This window comes from Catenulispora sp. GP43, from assembly GCF_041260665.1.
Classification (GTDB): domain Bacteria; phylum Actinomycetota; class Actinomycetes; order Streptomycetales; family Catenulisporaceae; genus Catenulispora.
The window spans coordinates 136,373-152,312 of record NZ_JBGCCT010000016.1 but is presented as its reverse complement, the minus strand read 5'-3'; the positions used below and the strand labels follow the sequence as shown (position 1 = coordinate 152,312).

The following is a 15,940-nucleotide window of genomic DNA, read 5'->3' as shown; positions in this document are numbered from 1 at the left end:
TGAGGTCCGCCTGACGGCACCGGTGCCGTGGCGCATCCGTAAGGAAGTCGAAAGCACGGCGAAGCGGGCCGTGCCAATGGGTTTCCCCACTGGCACGGACCGCCTCGTCCGAGCAGTGAGCCATCAGTCCATGGCGTTCGCCGTGACGGTCGCCGGGTTGTTCAGGTTCCCGGTCAGCGGCAGGCTCCGCGAGCCGTCCCCGACCAGGATCTGGTACGTGCCGGCCGACGCGATCCAGGTGCTCGACGTCGTGTCCCAGTGCGCCAGATCGTGCGCCGACACCGTGAACGTCGCCGTCCCCGATGCGCCGGGGTTCAGCGTGATCCGCTGGAATCCCTTCAGCTGGTGCGGCGGCTCGCCGGCCGAAGCCGGGTCGCCGACGTACAGCTGCGCCACCTCCGTCCCGGCGCGGCTTCCGGTGTTCGTGACCGTCGCGGTCACCGTCGCCTGGCCGTTGTTCAGCGCCCCGATCTGCAGGTTGCTGAAGGAGAACGTCGTGTACGACAGCCCGAAGCCGAACGGGAACAGCGGCGCGACGTTGTTCTGGTCGTACCACCGGTACCCGACGTCGAGCCCCTCGGAGTACTGCACCGTCCCGTTGACCCCCGGCCACTGCGCCGTCGTGCCGGCCGGTACCTGGGTCAGCGAGGTCGGGAAGGTGATCGGCAGGTGCCCGGAGGGGTTCACGTCCCCGAACAGCAGCGCCGCGATCGACTGCCCGAACTCCTGCCCCTGGTAGAACGTCTCGAACACGCCCGCCACCTGGTTCAGCCAGGGCATCATGATCGCCGAGTTGTCGCTGAGCACGACGATCGTGTGCGGGTTGGCCGCGGCGACCGCCGAGATCAGCGCGTCCTGGTTGTCCGGCAGGTTCAGCGTGGTGGTGTCGGACTCCTCGTGCCCGTAGTTGTCGTCGGCGAAGACGATCGCCACGTTCGAGGACTGCGCCAGCGCGACCGCGGAGGCCTGGTTCGTCCCGTCGTCGTAGGCGACCTTGACGTTCGTCCCGGCGGTCCGCTGCTGGATCCCGTACAGCGGGTTGTAGGTACCCGTGCTGGTCGCGCTCCCGCTGCCGCCGCCACCGGTGATCACGCCGGCCCCGGCGTTGGTGCCGATGACCGCCACCGACTCGCTGCCCTTCGGGTCCAACGGCAGGACACCGTTGTTCTTCAGCAGCACCGAGCCTTCCTCGTCACCCTGCAGGGCGACCGCGCGGTGCGCCGGCGTGGCGACGATGGCGGTCGTCGAACCGCTCGGCGCCTTGTCGAACATGCCGAAGCGGAACATCTGCGTCAGCACCCGCGACACCATGGTGTCGAACGTGGCCTGGGTGACCTGGCCGGCCGCGACCGCCTGCTCCAGCGAGGCCGCGAAGAAGCCGCCGAAGGGCATCTCGACCGTCTCCCCGGCGTTGGCCGACGGCACGGTGGAGTGGATCCCGCCCCAGTCCGAGGTGATGAAGCCCTGGAACCCGGCCTGCTGGTACATCGGGGTGTTCTCGATCGCCGGGTTCTGGCACGAGTAGTTGCCGTTCACCATGCTGTACCCGCACATCAGCGCCGCCGCGCCGCCCTTCTCGATGGCGGTCTGGAAGCCCGGCAGGTACATCTCCTGCAGCGTGCGGGTGTCGATGATCTCGTTGCCGGGCGCGGAGGGCTGCTCGATGTTGTACGCGGCCGCGTGCTTGACCTCGGCCATCACGCCCTGGCTCTGCATCCCCTGCACGTCGGCGCTGACGATCTCACCGGTCAGGTACGGGTCCTCGCCGAACGTCTCGTAGGACCGGCCCCAGCGCGGATCGCGCACCAGGTTGATCGTCGGGCCGAGCGAGACGTTCACGCCCTTGCCGGCGAACTCCTGGCCCACCGCCGCGCCGAAGTCGTGTTCGTAGGACGGGTCGAAGGTGGCCGCGTTCGTCTCCCCGTCGGGGAACTGCGTCACCCCGCCGAGGCCGTCGCCGACCCCGCTGGGCCCGTCCTCCAGATTGACGCTCGGGATGCACAGCGCGGGCTGCGCGGCGATCTGCCCGATGTAGACGTTCGAGCCGTCGCCGTAGAGCATCGCGTCCTTCTGGTCCTGCGTCATGGCGCCCATGAGCTGGGCCACGCGGGTCGAGACGGCCACGTTCGGCTCGTTGAGCCAGGGACAGTTCCCCGGCGCGGGCTGCGGCGGAGGCGGCGGGATGGTGATGGTCTGGTTGCCGATCGTGTAGACCGAGAACTCCCACAGGGACACCCCATAGCCGGTGGCACGGACCGTGGAGTACATGCGGATATACCGGCCGGTACCCGACACGTTCAGCGTCTGCGTCCCGCCGGTCCCGGTGGTCGTGGAGTAGATCGGCGTCCAGTTCGTGTTGTCGTTCGAGACCTGGATCTGGAACCCGGAGGCGTAGGCGTTCTCCCACTGGAGCACCACCTGGCAGACCGGCAGGCTCCCACCGAGGTCGACGTCGATCCACTGCGGGTCCGAGGACGCGCTCGACCAGCGGGTCAGGGTGCTGCCGTCGGTGGCGTAGAAGGGGTCGTACGCCGGGTTGGAGTCCTGGATCGACGAGGCGGTGGCCGGGTGTCCGAGCGCGGCGTTGGCGGTGCCGCAGTTCCCGTTCCCGCCCCCGGTACTGCTGGTGGACGGCGAGCTCGGCGAAGTGGGGCCGCCCCCACTTCCGCCGGTGTAGACCCCGAACTCCCACAGGGAGTAGCCGTACTGCGTGGCGCGCGCCGTGCCGTACATGCGGATGTACCGGCCGGTGCCGGAGACGTTCAGAGTCTGGTTCCCGCCGGTCCCGGTGGTCGTGGAGTAGATCGTCGTCCAGTTCGCATTGTCGTTCGAGACCTGGATCTGGAACGCGGTGGCGTACGCGGTCTCCCAGGTCAGGGCGACCTGGCAGACGGTCAGCGCCGAGCCCAGGTCCACGTCGAGCCACTGCGGGTCGCTGAACGCGCTGGACCAGCGGGTCCCGGTGTTCCCGTCGACCGCGGCGGCGGCCGGCGTGCCGGCGTTCTCCGTCGAGGAGGCGGTGGCGGGCTGGTTCAGCGCCGCGTTCTGCGTGCCGCAGGTCCCGCCGCCTCCGGTGCCCGAAGTGCCATAGACCTGGAACTCCCACAGCGAGTAGCCGTACCCGGTGTTGCGGGCGGTGCCGTACATGCGGACGTAACGGCCGGTGCCGGTGACGTTCAGCGTCTCGGTGCCGCCGGGGCCGGTGGTCGTGGAGTAGATCGAGGTCCAGGTCGAGCCGTCGGCCGAGACCTGGATCTGGTACGCCTTGGCCGAGGCGGTCTCCCACTGGAGCACGACCTGGCTGATCGTCGCGGTCCCGCCGAGGTCCACCTGCAGCCACTGCGGATCGCTGTACGCGCTCTCCCAGCGGGTGCCGGTGTCGCCGTCCACGGCGTTGGAGGCCGCGTTGCCGTTGTAAACCGACGAGGCGGTCGCGGTCTTGCCCTGCGACAACAGCGAGGGCGCGGCGTGGGCGGACCCCGCGGCGATCGCCACCATCAGCCCGCTGATGAGGGCGACGACCAGGATCACCGCGAGCGACGTGGTGCGTGGATTTCCGGCGCGCAAAGGTGGCGCCTGTTGACTGACGGCCATACTTCTCTTCCTCGCGTCATGAGGTTGGTGTTTCGCGACTGCGCCCGCGGCAGGGGCCGCGGATCGGATCCGCGGCCCCTGCTTCCCGTCACGGGTAGGAGGTGACGTTCGAAGGCGTCGTGTTGCTCGGAGTCGCGGCGCCCGTGGAGTTGATGACGTGGTTGATCACGCCGACCCCGCCGAGCGAGACGGTCAACAGGTCGTGGAACTGGACGCCGGGGGTGTTCGGCGCCTCGAAGGCGTGGTCGTTGACCACCGCCGGGTTGACGTTGAAGTAGCAGTAGCTCCCCATGCCGTAGGCCTGGTGCGAGGTGACGTTGGAGGCCACCTTGTAGGCCGGATAGCCGTTGGTCGAGCCGTTCATCCAGGCCGCCTGGTTCGGCGGGTCGTAGGGGTTCTCGTTCTGGAAGAAGATGGTCTCCCCGCCCTGGCCGTTCCAGACGACCTCGCTCTTCTGGTAGTGCTCCACGAAAAGCCCGGTCGCCAGGACGTTGTTGCCGTTGACGGTCAGGCCGTTGTCCGCGGTGTTGGTGGTCCAGCCCACCGTGCCCGCGTTGCCGTGGTCCGCGCGCCACGCCCAGATGTCGTTCACCAGGGTGTTGTTCGCGTTGACCACCAGGCTGTCCGTCGCGCTGCCGGCGATGTCGCCGCCGATGCGGAAGAACACGTCCTGGACCGAGATCGGGTTGGCGCTGTGGTCGGCCGAGGAACCCGGCGTCCCGACGGTCAGCAGGGACGGCGAGGTGGTCGTGCCGGCGTCCATCAGCAGACCGCTGATCCGCACGCCGTCGACGTCGGCGACCTGCATGGTGCTGACGCCGCCGGTCGGGATGAGCGTCGGGAAGCCGGTGCCCAGCACGACCGTGTTCGGGTTGGTGACGTTGAGCGTCTGGTCGATGGTGTAGACGCCGGGGGTGAAGAACAGGTTGCAGCCCTGCGCCAGCGCCGCGTTCATCTGCGCCGCGGTGTTGGACGGGGTCACCACGAAGAACTGGCTCATCGGCACCGAGGTGCCGGGAGTCGGCCCGTTGGCCCAGCTCGGCCCGGAGGCGTTGGTCCGCAGCGACGGCAGGAACACGTGGTAGTCGCCCGAGGAGTCCACGTACAGGTAGGGCACGTCACGCGAGGTCGGCGTGGTGGCCAGCGTCGTCATCGGCGGAGTCGGGAAGCTCTGGGCCGGCGCCCCGGTCACCCCGGAGAACACCATGTTCCAGACCGACCCGCTCCAGCTGCCCAGGCTGCTGTCCTGCGTGTACCACTGCTGTTGCGAGACGCTCGAGGCCTGACCGGAGATCTTGGAGTCGGCCACGTAGCCGCCGCTGGCGTACCCGTAGCTGGCCGGGTACATCTGGAGCCCGCCGTGGATGTCCATGCGGCGGAACGGCCCGGCCTGCGCAACGGCCCAGCGGGTGTTGCCGGCCGACGGGTTGACCGCCATGTTCTCCGCCGAGCGCCAGAAGTTCTGGGTGGCGTTGCCGGTCCCGTCGAAGGCGTCGACCGTGACGTCCCCGTTGATGGTGACGTCGTCAGGGTTCTGGCCCAGGCCCTGGATCGAGGTGTAGTAGCCGATGTTGGCGGTGTTGCTGTAGGTGCCCGGCTTGAACAGCAGGGCGTCGCGCTCGGTGCCGAACTGGTTCAGTTTCTGGTTGTTGAAGACCGTGTCGAGGGTGGACTGGATGGTCGCGCTGGACATGCTCGGGTCGAAGATGTGGACGTTCGGGCCGAAGTTCGGCGTGTTCGACTGGTTGGTGCAGCCGGTGGCGATGCCGTTGACGGTCCAGGTGAAGGAGGCGGTGCCGGTCGCCCCGGTGCCGTCCTTGACGGTCACCGTGGTGCTGAAGGTCCCGGTCGCGGACGGCGTCCCGGAGATCAGCCCCGAGGCGGAGTTGATCGCCAGCCCGGCCGGCAGGCCGGTCGCGCTGTAGGTCAGCGTCTGCCCGGCCGTCGAGTCCGAGGCCTGGATCTGCACGCTCGCGGCGCTGCCCACGGTCGAGGTCTGGTTTCCGGGGTTGGTGACCGTGACGCCGGTACCGCCGCCGGGACTGCCGGTGTAGACCTGGAACTCCCACAGGGAGTAGCCGTACTGCGTGTTACGGGCGGTGCCGTACATCCGGATGTAGCGACCGGAGCCGGATACGTTCAGCGTCTCGGTGCCACCGGGGCCGGTGGTCGTGGAGTAGATCGTGGTCCAGTTCGTGGCGTCGTTCGAGGTCTGGATCTGGTAGGCCTTGCCCGAGGCGGTCTCCCAGTTCAGGACGACCTGACAGATCGACTGCGTGCTGCCGAGGTCGACCTGGAGCCACTGCGGGTCGCTGAAGGCGCTGGACCAGCGGGTGCCGGTGTTGCCGTCGACGGCCGCCGACGCCGGGAAGGTGGCGTTCTCCAGCGAGGACGCGGTGGCCGGCTGGTTCAGCGCGGCGTTCACCGTGCCGCAGCCGCCCCCGGAGGCGATGGTGCCGTAGACCTGGAACTCCCACAGCGAGTAGCCGTACTGCGTCGCGCGGGCCGTGCCGTACATGCGGACGTAGCGGCCGGAGCCGGACACGGTCAGCGTCTGCGTCCCGCCGGTGCCGGCGGTCGTGGAGTAGATCGAGGTCCAGGTCGTGCCGTCGTTCGAGGTCTGGATCTGGAAGGCGGTGGCGTAGGCGGTCTCCCACTGCAGGACGACCTTGTCCACGGACGCGGTCGCGCCGAGGTCGACCTGGAGCCACTGCGGGTCGCTGAACGCGCTGGACCAGCGGGTGCCGGTGTTCCCGTCGGTGGCGTCGGACGCCGGGGTCCCGGCGTTCTCCTGCGACGAGGCGGTGGTCGGCTTGCCCTGCGAGAGCAGGCTGTCGGCGGCGTGCGCGGCTGACGGCGCGACGATCGCGTAGGCCGCCAGGCTCAGGACCAGGAGCAGCAGGAACGCGGCGTGCAGCGGTCGGCGGATCAGGGGTCTCCGATGAATGGTCCCACCGGAGGAGAAGGCAGTCATGACATCTCCTGCTTAGTCAGGGGTCTTTCATGGCGGCACGGCGCAGGGGTCGGCGCCGCGGATGGTCCCCGTCATCGAGCGTGGAACACGGAGAGCGCTCTCTCGCATCTGCGATCGTTGCGCTGATGTTTCCGGAATGTCAACGGATTCTGATTCCGAAACTTCGCTGGAGGGCTTTATCAGCCCTCGGCGGGAGAGCGCTCTCCCCCGCGTGCTATAAACGCATCATGACCGCCGACGACGAAGTCCCGGCCCCGACACGCGCCCCGACCCTCGAGGACGTCGCGCGGATCGCCGGGGTCTCGCGCGCGACGGTCTCCCGCGTCGTCAACGACACCCGCAACGTCGACCACCGCATCCGGGACGCCGTGCGCGCCGCGGTGGCCCAGACCGGATACGTGCCGAACCAGGCGGCCCGCTCGCTGGTGACCAGGCGGACCGGCTCGGTGGCGCTGGTGGTGTCCGAGGCCGAGCACCGGACGTTCGACGACCCGTTCCTGGGCCGGGTGTTCACCGACCCGTTCTTCGGCCGGGTGGTCAGCGGCATCATCAGCGTCCTGCGCCCCCGCGCGGTGAACCTGGTCCTGATGCTCGCCGAGACCGCCGACTCCCGCGGGCAGCTGCTCGACTACCTGCGCCAGGGCCACGTCGACGGCGTGATGCTCATCTCCACGCACGCCGAGGACCCGCTGCCGGCCATGCTGACCGACTCCGGCCTGCCCACGGTCCTGTCCCGCCGCCCCAGCACCCCGATCCCGATCAGCTACGTCGACGTCGCCCAGCACACCGGCGCGGCCCTGGCGGCCGACCGCCTGGCCGAACGCGGCTGCCGCCAGGTGGCCACCATCTCCGGCCCGATGGACATGCCGGCCAGCCAGGACCGCCTGCGCGGCTTCCGCGAGGCGATGGCCCGGCACGGACACGCCTTCGTCCCGTCGGTGGAGGGCAACTTCACCCAGGACAGTGGCGAGCAGGCGATGCGCGAGCTGCTGGACCGCTACCCGGACCTGGACGGCCTGTTCGCGGCCAACGACCTGATGGCGCAGGGCGCGCTGCTCGCGCTACACGACCGCGGCATCGCGGTCCCGGGGCAGGTGGCGGTCGTCGGCTTCGACGACAGCAGTGCGGCCACGGCCTGCCGGCCGCCGCTGACCACGGTGCGGCAGCCGATCGAGGACCTGGCCGCGGCGATGGCCGACCTGCTGCTGGCGCACATCGAGGAGAAGGGGCTGCGGGTCACGTCGCGGATATTCGAGCCGACGCTGGTGGTGCGCGAATCGGCGTAGAGGGTTGGCCTGATGGGATCATGGCCGGATGTCGGAGTCCGTTTCCCTTGCCGAGTCGTGGATTCTGGGCGTCGCCGCGAACCCGGCCGCGCCGCCGGATGTGTTGTTGCGTCTGTTGGACGAAGCCGGTGAGCCCGCTTGGACGCTGCTCTGCGAGGACCGGCCGCTGCCGGCCGAGTTGGTCGAGGCGGTGCTGGCGAGTCCGCATCAAAAGGTGCGTCGCGCGTTCGCCCGCAATCCGTATGCCGATCCCGCCGACCGTGGGCGGCTCGTGACCGACCCGGATCCCATGGTGCGGATCCGGCTGGCCGGCGGGCCTCGGCGCAGTCATCTTCTTCCGATCAAGCCCCTGCCCGATGCCGTGCTCGAAACGCTCCTGCTCCAGGACGGGATGCACGGAAACGACCTCTTCACCGCCTACGAATGCCAGCAGGAGCTGTTCTTCTCGCAACAGGTGCCTCGCGATTTCCTTCGTGGGCTGATCCATCACCAGAACCCTGCTCTGCGCGTGCACTCCACGCGGATTCTGTTCGTGCTCACCGACGACGAGCGCCAAGTACTCCTCGCCGACCCGGACCCGATTGTGCGGCAGGAGGCTCGGGGAACGCCGGGGTGGGATGCCGTCGTCACCTCCGCCGATCTCCCCGAGAAGGACTGCCATGCCAGGTTCGACCGACTGACCAACTCCCCGGTGTCCCGGGACGTGATCGAAGCCTGCATCGCCAGCCGCCGGAACCTGACCACTCTGGCCCGCAACCGCCACACCCCGCCGGACATCGTGGCGCGCCTGGCCCGCGACCCCGACCCGAAGGTCCGGGAAGAAATCGCCGGCCGCCACGACCTCGATGCGGTGCTTCTCGCCGAGCTGGCCCGCGACCCGGACGGAGGCGTCCGTTCGCGGGCTCTGCCGCGCCCGCGCCCGGCCACCGACGCGGACCGCAAGCGTATCGATTTCGCCTATGCCGGCACGGCTGACCAGATCGGCCGGGACGACTGGCCCAAGGGCGGCTTGGACCCCGACTGGATCGCGGCTTGCGCCGTGTCGCCCCATCCGCTGATGCGCCGAGTCGCAGCGATCGATTCCAGCGTGCTGCCGGCCGACCTCGTCGAACTCCTGGCGCACGACCCGGATCCGCACGTCCGCCACCTGCTGGCCTACAACCACCCGGCCGCGTCGGCCGAGCTCCTGCTGGAGGCGTTCATCGCCGGACCGCGCCAACGCAAGCTCCTGCTGACCCGCCCCGCCCTCCCCCGCACCGGCCTGGCCGACCTGCTCACCCACGCCGACCCCGGCGTCCGCGCCCTGGCCGCCGCCGACACGACACTCGACGAACCGCCGTACGCGCAGCTCACCGACCCCGACCACCGCGTCCGGTGCGCCGCCGCGGCCAACCCGCTGCTGCCCGCGGAGTGGATCGCGACGCTGCTGGACGACCCGGACCTCGCCGAGGCCGCGGCCGCCAACCCGGCGCTGACCGCCGAGCAGCTGCACGAGGTGCTGGACCGCGCCGCGATGCCCCGGCGATGAGTTTCCGGGCGCCGAGTCGTCTGTGTTGGTGACTTGGTGACTTGGTGACTTGGAAGGAGCTGGAAATGCAGATCAAGGTCAACGACGTCGAGCTGTGCGTGGAGACCTTCGGGGACCCGGCGGATCCGCCGGTGCTACTCATCGGTGTGACCATGCTGAGCTGGCCGGACGAGCTCTGCGCCGTGCTGGCCGCCGGGCGGTATGTCGTTCGCTACGACCTGCGCGACGCCGGTCAGTCGACGTTCGTCGACCCGGACGCGCCCGCCTACGACCTGCGCGACCTGGTGAGCGACGCCTCGCAGCTGCTGACGTCGCTGGACCTGGGGCGCGCGCACGTGGTCGGGATGGGCGTCGGCGGTTTCATCGCACAGCTGCTGGCTCTGGACCACCCCGACCAGGTCGCGTCACTGACGCTGATCTCCACCCGCCCGGTCGCCCCGGGCCCGGTCGACCCCGACCTGCCCGACCACGCGCCGGAGGTCATGGGCCGGCTGTTCGGACGTCCGGCGCCGGACTGGACGGATCGCCAGAGCGTGGTCGACTACATGACCGGCTCCGCACGCCTGCTGTCCGGCTCGCGGGGATTCGACGAGCAGGACGCGCGCGCCACCGCCGGCGCGGTCTTCGACCGAGCCGGCGGCACGGCGCAGGCACAGGCACAGGCACAGGCACAGGTCGCGAGCCACCTCGGCACGATGTTCGCGGCCATCGACTGCCGGCCGCGCTGGCGCGAGCGGCTCGGCGAGATCACCGCGCCGACCCTGGTGGTCCACGGTGACGAGGACCCGTTCTTCCCGCGCGGCAACGGGGTCGCGCTGGCCGCGGAGATTCCGGGCGCGGCGCTGCTGACGCTGCCGGGCATCGGGCAGGGCCTGCCGCGTGCGGCGTGGCCGGAGGTGGTGGACGCGCTGCTGCGGCACACCGCCTGAGGACTCGCCGCCGCGCCCACGTAACGGGTCGTCGCCCCGCCCCTACAACCCCAATCCCCCGAATGGGCTCTTCTCGTAGGCGCAGAGCTGGTAGACGCTGCCGGCCGCGTACTGGTCGCTGTGGGTGTAGTCGGTCACATCGGTGTTCGTGCTCTTCTGCAGGAGGTAGGTCGTGCCCGGCGGCAGCGTGAACGATGCCTTCGGGTAGTCGATGCTGCTGTCGCCGCACGCGTTCTGCTGCGCGTCCTCGGCGGTGGCGTAGACCTTGCAGCCGGAGCAGGCGCCGATGTTGATGGTGCCGGTGGCCGGGCCGGTGTAGAGGATCTGCATCGCGTCGGGGCTGTCGTTGAAGATGGTGATGCTGACGCTTCCGCCGGTGGTGAGGGTGGGCGTGACCTTGCCGGCGTCGGCGTCCTGCTGGGCGATCTGGGCGGCGATGCTGTACTTCTGGGCCAGCGCCTTGTTGGGATCGTTCGGGTAGGTGCTGACGAAGCTGTCCATCGCGGTCTGGGCGCCGGCGAAGTCGCCGCCCTTGTACTTGGACACCGCGCAGTCGTACGTGCCGGCCTCCACGTCGCCGTTCACCGTGCCGACGTCCTTCTTCAGGCCGTCGGAGATGGCCGCCACGCTGGTGGTCAACGCCGAGACCTGGCCGCCCAGGCTGGTGATCTGCGTGGTCGCGGAGCACGGGTCCGAGCCGGTGAGGCCGCCGGCGGCCGAGGTGATGGCGGCGGCGACGGCCGGTTCCACCTTGCCGGCCTGGGCCGAGCCTGGGAACGTGGACATCAGGTCATTGAGATCCTGGGCCGCCGTCGGGTCGCCGTTGGAGCCTAGGGCGTGCGTGCCGCATTGGTAGAGCGAGGTGGCCAGCCGGTCGTCGGGGAAGGTCGCCAGCGAACCGAGGTCGCGGGCGCTGATCGCGGTGGTCGGCAGCGTACGCAGGAACTTCAGCGGCTCGATGGCGTTGCAGTAGTCGCCACTGGAGTAGGGGCTGCTGACCACCTGATAGAACGCCTGCAACCGTCCGGGGACCAGCTTGGCGGCACGCGACGTGCCGTGGTGGTCCAGGAGGTCCTGGAAGGTCGCCAGATTGCTGACGAACTGCGGCTCCGCGGTGGCGATCGGCTCGAATTCGGCGGAGGTGATCGCGTTGTCGGCCTGCGTGAGGCGCTTGAGCAGCATCTGCTGGTAGGCCTCCTGGCGCGCGTTGTCGAAGAGCACCGCGGCACCGAGCGGCACCACGAGCAGCACGACGGCCAGGCCGAAGGCGACCGGCGCACGCGGCGGCCAGAGCAGCGGAGTACGCAGACCGCGCAGGGCCCCGAGCACCGCGACGAGGACGAGGAACGCGATGTAGAGGACGGTCACGCCGATCGGGATACCGTTCGGCGTGGCGGGCAGGGCGATCAGGAGCAGCACCGCGGTGACCAGCCAGCATGCGATGGCCGCGCGCCAGCGGCGGATCAGGACGAAGCCGAGGCCCAGGCCGGTGAGGTTCAGCAGGGCCACTGCCATGGCGCGCCACCAGTCCGGCGGCGCGAGCGGGGCGATCTGGCCGACCGGCATGGCCGGCGGGGGTGGTTGGGGCGCGAACTGCTGAGGCGCGAATTGAGGTACGAACTGCTGAGGTGCGAACTGCTGAGGCGCGAACTGCTGAGGGGGAATCTGCTGAGCGGGATTCGGTTGCGGCGGAATCGGCTGCGCCTCAGCGGGCACGACCGGCGGGTGCAGATCGGTTGTGACCGCCCCGGGTGAAGTTGCCACCGGAAGCTGTAGCGTCGGCGGACTATCCGGAACCGTCGGCGGATGCTCCGGCGGCGGAGTGTCAGCGGCCTGCTCGTTGTGAGACGGCACGCTATCGTGGCGCGGTTCCTCCGTCATTTCCCTGCCCCCTGAATTTCTCGCCCGACGATGGAGGTGTTGTACAGCTGTGCAGTGCAAGTACATCGGGGCTCATCTGGGCGGGGCAATAGCTATCCGAGGCCACTTCCATCAGACCTCGTGGTTTCCTGTTGCCGATATCAGGAGGCGGCGAGTTCGGCGTTCACAGCGCGTCGATCAGCGCGGGCATGGAAATGGTCTGATTCGCTCGCGCGGCCAGCACCCCGAGAACGGCCCGCTGCTTGCCGGCGCTAGCGATGTGCAGTCCGTCAGCCACGGCCCCGTCCGCTTTGGATGATCGTCGACGGAGGCAGGATAACCAGGCCGGATCGACTGGGACAGCGGTTTCCGCAACGCAATCCAGACGCGATGACGGCGCTATCGCCTGCCGGAATGATCCCGGGGATAGCGATGAACGATTCGGAGGACATCGACCGTGACTGCCGGGCATTCCCGTGCGCGCCGTGCCAGTGGCGCATCTGGCGGGGCGCGAGGTGCTGATCCTGCACGGCGACCGGGACCGCAGCCAGGCGGGCACGGCGCAGTCGCTGGAGTGGACGCAGCGGGCCCGCCAAGTGGCCCAAGTGGTGCCGGAGGCGGCCCGGGTGGAGATCCCCGGCGCGGGTCACTTCCTGCTCAGGGGCGCCAAGGACAGCTTCGAGCTCTGCACGGAGTTCGCGATGAGCGTGCTGGCCGGCCACCCGCGTGGGGCGTTGCTGGCGAAGGCGCGGGGCGGGGATCTGCGCACCCCGCTGCCGATTCCCTATCCGGAGCGATGATGGCCCATCACCACCTACACCCCGAGTTCACCGTCGGCAGCGGCGTAGTCGGCCATCACCGCGGTCAGCGCTTCGCGTTCGCGGTCCAGCCAGGCGGCGGCTTCGGCACCGTCGCGGAAGGTCACCACCAGGGCGCCGGGAGCCGGGGCGCCCAGGCGCGCGGCCGGCGGCATCGGCTGCGCGGGCAGGTGGGTGTGCGCCTGGGCCAGGGTGTGGAGGTAGAAGTCTGAGACACGTCGCCGTGCGGCGGCGCGCTCGGCGTCGTCCTCCTCGGCGGCCAGCCGCTCGGCCGCGAAGGCCTCCAGCAGGCTGTGCCGGTGGTAGCGGCCTTGGTCGTCCTCCGTGGCCATGTTCATCGACACCAGCTCGACCAGGGTCGCGTGCGCCTCGGCGGCCGGGACGGCGGCCAGCGAGGCGGCGGCCGGCACCGTCGCGGAGGGGCCGGGGAGCAGGGCCAGCAGCCGGTACAGGCGCGCGGCCTGCGGGCTGAGGTGGCGGTAGGACCAGGACAGGACGGTCCGGACGTCGATCGCCGGATCGCCGCCGTCCAGGGCGCCCAGCGGCCCCTGCGACTCCCCCAGTTGCGCGGCCAGGTCCTCCAGCGACATGTCGGGGCGCACCCAGGCCCGGCCGGCCGCGACGACCAGCGCCAGCGGCAGGTGGTGGCAGCGTTCGGCGATGGCGTCCACCGCCTCCTCGTGTCCGCTCCAGCGTTCGCGGCCCATGCGCAGGTACAGCAGCTCGCGGGATTCCCGGGCGGTCAGCGGCTGCAGGTCCACCGAGCGCGCGAAGTCGATGGTGATCAGGCTGGACAGGGCACTGCGGCTGGTGACCAGGATCCGGGCCGGACCCGCGGGCGGCAGCAGCGGCCGGACCTGGTCGGCGTGCCGGACGTTGTCCAGGACGATCAGGACCCGCTTGCCGGCCACGATCGACCGGAACAGGGCCAGCCGGCCGTCGGGGGTGAGCGGCAGGGCCTGGCCGCCGGAGCCGAGGCAGTCCAGCAGGACCCTGACCGCGTCGTCGGTGTCCATCGCCGAGCCGCTGTCCGCGAAGCCCTTCAGGTCCAGGTAGATGCGGCCGTCGGGGAAGTCGGCGGCGGCCCGGTGGGCCCAGGTGAGGGCGAGCGCGGACTTGCCGACGCCGGCCATGCCGACCAGCAGCGTCAGCCCGGGCTGCTCCGGCGGGTGGTTGTCGCACATCGCGGCGCTGATCCGGGCCAGCTCGGCCTCGCGGCCGACGAACCGCCGCGGGGGCGGCGGGAGCTGGTCGGCCAGCGAGGAGGACCGGTCGGGGTCCGGAGCCGATCGCACCGGTTCCGCAGCCGGCGCCGGGGGTTCGGCCGGGACCGCTTCGGCCGGAGCGAGGGCCGGCGTCGCGCGCAGACCCAGCAGCTCCGCGACCAGCTCGCCGATGCCGACGCCTTGCAGCGCCCGGGCGGAGAAACGCTGCAACAGCGGGGACGGCGAAGTGCCGAGCTCCTCCCGGAGCCGGAGCCGCACCTGCCGGTACCACTCCTGGGCGTCCGCGTGGCGTCCCGCTCCGTTCAGCGCCAGGAAGTAGCGCTCGTGGAAGGGCTCGTTGAGCGGATGGCTGCTGGTGAGCGTCCGCACCATCGGCAGGATCGCGTCGAACTCGCCGCGCGCCAGCGCCGCGTCGATCCGCAACCGGGCCAGCTTCAGGCGCAGTTCGCTCAAGTAGGGCAGGAACTGGCGGCGCAGGGACTCCGAGACCACGTCGGCCAGGGCCTCGCCGCGCCATATGTCCAGACCGGCCGTCGCGGCCTCCTCCACCGCGCTCCAGCGGCCCTCGTCGGCCGCGTTCCGGGCCCGGTCGGCGAGCATCGCGGCCCGCACGTGGTCGATCTCGTCGCCGGGGAACGGCTCGAACAGGTAGCCCCGGCCTTCGTGGCGGATGCGGGCGGCGACCCGCGGCCCCAGCGCGGAGCGCAGCCGGCCGACGTACGTGGCAAGTCCGGCCCGGGCGGTCGCCGACGGGTTCTCGTCCCACAGCATGTCGATGAACGCGTCGGCGGCGACGACCTGTCCGGGGCTCAGGAGCAGCGCGGCCAGGACGGAGCGCTGATGGCCGGGCGAGATCTTGATCTCGGCCCCCGTGTCGTCCTGGACCCTCAGCGACCCCAGGATCGCGTACCGCATGTCGAACCCACCCCCTCTTGGTCTCGGCCCGTCCTCGACCAAGATCGAAAAGTACTCCTATCCTGGCCCGATGTCCGACACCACGACCCCCGTCCTGCTGTTCGTCATCGGCCCCGCCGCGGTCGGGAAGATGACCGTGGGCGGCGCGATAGCCGAGCGTACGGGATACAAGCTCTTCCACAACCACATGACCATCGAACCGCTGCTCAGGCTGTTCCCGTACGAGTCGCCGCACTTCCGGCGGCTCAACCACGCCTTCCGCGAGCAGATCTTCGCCGAGGCCGCCGCCAGCGACCTGCCCGGGCTGGTGTTCACCCTGGTCTGGGACTTCGACGACCCGGCCGACGCAGAGCTCGTCGAACGCTACGCGGCGCCGTTCCGCGAGCGCGGCGGGCGCGTGCTGTTCCTGGAGCTGGCCGCCGACCAGGCCGTGCGGCTGGAGCGCAACGCCGGCCAGTCCCGGCTGGCCGAGAAGCCGTCCAAGCGCGATCTGGAGTGGTCGAACGGCAACCTGGTCGGCATGGACGCCGAGTACCGGCTCAACTCGGTCGACGACTTCGCCCACGCGCCCGAGTCGCACCTTTTCATCGACAACACGCGTTTGGCACCGGAGGAGGTCGCCGAGCGCGCCGCGGCGTACTTCGGGCTCTGATCGACGCTCTGATCGACGCCCCGATCGACGCTCTGTCGCCGCCCCGATCGACACCGAGGCGGAACGACCACCTCCCGTCACCGGGCGGTCACCGCGAGCGGGCGCCCTGACCTGCGTCAGTGTACTGAAACCGCTGCGCCGCGCACAGACTCCCTCCG

General features: G+C 70.2%; 9 protein-coding genes. 5 read left to right on the top strand and 4 right to left on the bottom strand.

Annotated features, from left to right (window positions below):
• Positions 1-123 precede the first annotated feature (123 nt).
• On the bottom strand, positions 124-3,594 hold the full coding sequence (locus ABH926_RS29595; RefSeq protein ID WP_370369133.1) for a discoidin domain-containing protein: 3,471 nt from the start codon (positions 3,592-3,594) through the stop codon (positions 124-126).
• A gap of 88 nt (positions 3,595-3,682) precedes the next feature.
• Positions 3,683-6,568, bottom strand: a complete 2,886-nt coding sequence (locus ABH926_RS29590; RefSeq protein WP_370369132.1) for a discoidin domain-containing protein — start codon at positions 6,566-6,568, stop codon at positions 3,683-3,685.
• A 227-nt stretch (positions 6,569-6,795) separates the two neighbouring features.
• Here ABH926_RS29590 and ABH926_RS29585 point away from each other — a divergent pair, with 227 nt between their 5' ends.
• The 3 genes from ABH926_RS29585 (at position 6,796) to ABH926_RS29575 (ending at position 10,311) form a co-directional block, all read left to right on the top strand.
• Positions 6,796-7,854: a LacI family DNA-binding transcriptional regulator gene (locus tag ABH926_RS29585; RefSeq protein ID WP_370369131.1), complete on the top strand. Its 1,059-nt coding sequence runs from the start codon at positions 6,796-6,798 to the stop codon at positions 7,852-7,854.
• 28 nt (positions 7,855-7,882) lie between these two features.
• Positions 7,883-9,382, top strand: coding sequence for a hypothetical protein (locus ABH926_RS29580; protein ID WP_370369130.1), 1,500 nt, complete (start codon positions 7,883-7,885; stop codon positions 9,380-9,382).
• A 65-nt stretch (positions 9,383-9,447) separates the two neighbouring features.
• A complete protein-coding gene (locus ABH926_RS29575; RefSeq protein WP_370369129.1) occupies positions 9,448-10,311 on the top strand; it encodes an alpha/beta fold hydrolase in 864 nt (287 codons plus the stop codon).
• A 42-nt stretch (positions 10,312-10,353) separates the two neighbouring features.
• Here ABH926_RS29575 and ABH926_RS29570 read toward each other — a convergent pair whose 3' ends face one another.
• Positions 10,354-11,877 (bottom strand): hypothetical protein, encoded by a 1,524-nt coding sequence (locus ABH926_RS29570; protein WP_370369128.1) that lies wholly within the window; start codon positions 11,875-11,877, stop codon positions 10,354-10,356.
• 779 nt (positions 11,878-12,656) lie between these two features.
• On the opposite strand from ABH926_RS29570, the gene ABH926_RS29565 reads away from it, so the two are divergent.
• Positions 12,657-12,971: a hypothetical protein gene (locus tag ABH926_RS29565; RefSeq protein WP_370369127.1), complete on the top strand. Its 315-nt coding sequence runs from the start codon at positions 12,657-12,659 to the stop codon at positions 12,969-12,971.
• A gap of 14 nt (positions 12,972-12,985) precedes the next feature.
• Here ABH926_RS29565 and ABH926_RS29560 read toward each other — a convergent pair whose 3' ends face one another.
• The gene (locus ABH926_RS29560; RefSeq protein WP_370369126.1) at positions 12,986-15,130 is read right to left on the bottom strand and encodes a BTAD domain-containing putative transcriptional regulator; all 2,145 of its coding nucleotides are present in this window, start codon (positions 15,128-15,130) and stop codon (positions 12,986-12,988) included.
• Between the two features lie 70 nt (positions 15,131-15,200).
• Here ABH926_RS29560 and ABH926_RS29555 point away from each other — a divergent pair, with 70 nt between their 5' ends.
• Complete coding sequence (locus ABH926_RS29555; protein ID WP_370369125.1) at positions 15,201-15,782, top strand: hypothetical protein; 582 nt, start codon at positions 15,201-15,203, stop codon at positions 15,780-15,782.
• The last annotated feature ends 158 nt before the right edge of the window (positions 15,783-15,940 follow it).

Bases quoted from the DNA above. Each gene is read 5' to 3' on its own strand.
- ABH926_RS29595 (WP_370369133.1), bottom strand. From the start codon at position 3,594: ATGGCCGTCAGTCAACAGGCGCCACCTTTGCGCGCCGGAAATCCACGC.
- ABH926_RS29590 (WP_370369132.1), bottom strand. From the start codon at position 6,568: ATGACTGCCTTCTCCTCCGGTGGGACCATTCATCGGAGACCCCTGATC.
- ABH926_RS29585 (WP_370369131.1), top strand. From the start codon at position 6,796: ATGACCGCCGACGACGAAGTCCCGGCCCCGACACGCGCCCCGACCCTC.
- ABH926_RS29580 (WP_370369130.1), top strand. From the start codon at position 7,883: ATGTCGGAGTCCGTTTCCCTTGCCGAGTCGTGGATTCTGGGCGTCGCC.
- ABH926_RS29575 (WP_370369129.1), top strand. From the start codon at position 9,448: ATGCAGATCAAGGTCAACGACGTCGAGCTGTGCGTGGAGACCTTCGGG.
- ABH926_RS29570 (WP_370369128.1), bottom strand. From the start codon at position 11,877: ATGCCGGTCGGCCAGATCGCCCCGCTCGCGCCGCCGGACTGGTGGCGC.
- ABH926_RS29560 (WP_370369126.1), bottom strand. From the start codon at position 15,130: ATGCGGTACGCGATCCTGGGGTCGCTGAGGGTCCAGGACGACACGGGG.
- ABH926_RS29555 (WP_370369125.1), top strand. From the start codon at position 15,201: ATGTCCGACACCACGACCCCCGTCCTGCTGTTCGTCATCGGCCCCGCC.